General features: G+C 38.8%; 2 protein-coding genes. Both read left to right on the forward strand.

Annotation, left to right across the window (positions count from 1 at the left end):
• A partial coding sequence (locus F6K49_RS45465; RefSeq protein WP_293108763.1) for an ATP-binding protein occupies positions 1–1,315 on the forward strand: 1,315 nt, incomplete at its 5' end.
• Between the two features lie 284 nt (positions 1,316–1,599).
• The coding region (locus tag F6K49_RS45470; protein ID WP_293108766.1) for a hypothetical protein at positions 1,600–1,802 on the forward strand (203 nt) is incomplete at its 3' end.

Genomic DNA, 1,802 nt, shown 5'->3' on the forward strand with positions numbered 1-1,802 from the left:
TAGCCTCAGAAATGGGTTACACCATACTGTAATTCTTGATGTCTCAGGACAGAAATGGTTGATTCTGTCTAAGCCCAATTCCGAATATATCGGGAGTCGAAGAACTTGGTATCCCTGGACTGTTTCCTTGGGGGGACTATTACTTACCATATTGCTGGCTATCTATATTAGCGATCGCATTTCAGCAGTAGCAGCACTGGTGGAGAGTGAAAGACAGCTAGAACAGCGAGTTGAGCAACGGACAGTGGAACTCCAGAAAGCTAAAGAAGCAGCAGTTCGGGCAGCAGTGGAAAGTGAAGCTGCTAACCGTGCTAAAAGTATATTTCTTGCCAACATCAGCCACGAAGTCCGTACTCCCCTCAACGGTATTTTGGGTTACGCTCAAATCCTGAAAAAATCAACTAGTCTAACTGCTAACGACAAGAAAGGTATTGATATTATCGAGCAGTGCGGCTCTAATCTGCTGAGCCTGATCAATGAGATTTTAGACCTCTGTACAATTGAAGCTGATCAATTAGAACTCCACCCCGAAACGGTTGATTTTGGTACCTTCTTGAAGGACATCGTGGCAATTTGTCAGTTGAAAGCAGAACAAAAGGGTATTTCCTATAGTTACCAAGCGACTTCTCGACTACCTAGAGCAATTACTGTTGACGAAAAACGCTTGCTACAAGTGCTGATTAACTTACTCGACAATGGCATTAAATTTACTGAAACAGGGGGAGTAGCCTTTAAGGTTAGTGTCCTTGAATCAAGGAAAAATGCTAAAGATGAAATAACAAATAAACTCCAACAGATTACCACTATTCGCTTTGAATTAAAAGACACCGGTATTGGCATGAATAGCGAGCAATTATCTAAACTATTTTTGCCCTTTGAAAAGCTAGAAAATACCTCTGGTTATGTGGAAGGTACTGGACTGGGTTTAGCAATTACCCAGAAACTTGTCAAGAGGATGGAAGGTGACATTAATGTCGAGAGTAAACCAGGCAAAGGTAGTAGTTTTACTATAGATTTAGACGTACCAACTTATCCAGAATACCATGAAATAAATTTTCAAAAAAATCAGCCAAAAGTTTTTGAATGTCAAGAACACAAAAATCATAATCATAAAAACATATCACTTCAAACAACACAAATTGTTAGTCCTCCAAAAGAAAAACTAGTCTACCTCTACGATCTGGCTATGTCAGGCTTAATCAATGACCTTTTAGAGGAAGTCGATGAGCTAGAAAAAAATGATGATATATTTATACCCTTTTCCCAAGCTATCCGTCAATTATCCGAAAAATTTCAAATCCAAAAAATTCGATAATTCATCAAACAATCCCTGTAAAGTAATTAGATAAACCTGGTGACTAACACTATAAATTCCAAACTAAATAAGCAAGGGTAATTGATAGGATACTGAAACTGTTACTTGGGTGGGACTGGCTGGGAATTCTATAATATAACTATTGTATTTACCACTTTATTTACAATTGTATCTACAACCCCGGTATGTACAACCCCACAATTATTAAATAATTCGCAATAGTTTTTATTTACTGATAAAAGACAATGGCTGCATCTCCCTTGAGGAGGATATGGAGAAGTAATATGACTAAATTAAAAACAGACTCAACCACCGCATCTTCATTGTTAAAGACGGTTTCAAGCAACTCATGCCATCCCTTAACAGGTTCCCTTACCTGGTTCAGAAAGCAGCTAAATCGCCTTAGTATCAGTCAAAAGATTGCCTATGGGTATGGTATTGCCCTTGGGATTGCTGTCCTGGGAACAACCGTTGGACTCCTGATTGG

Source organism: Moorena sp. SIO3I6 (genome assembly GCF_010672095.1).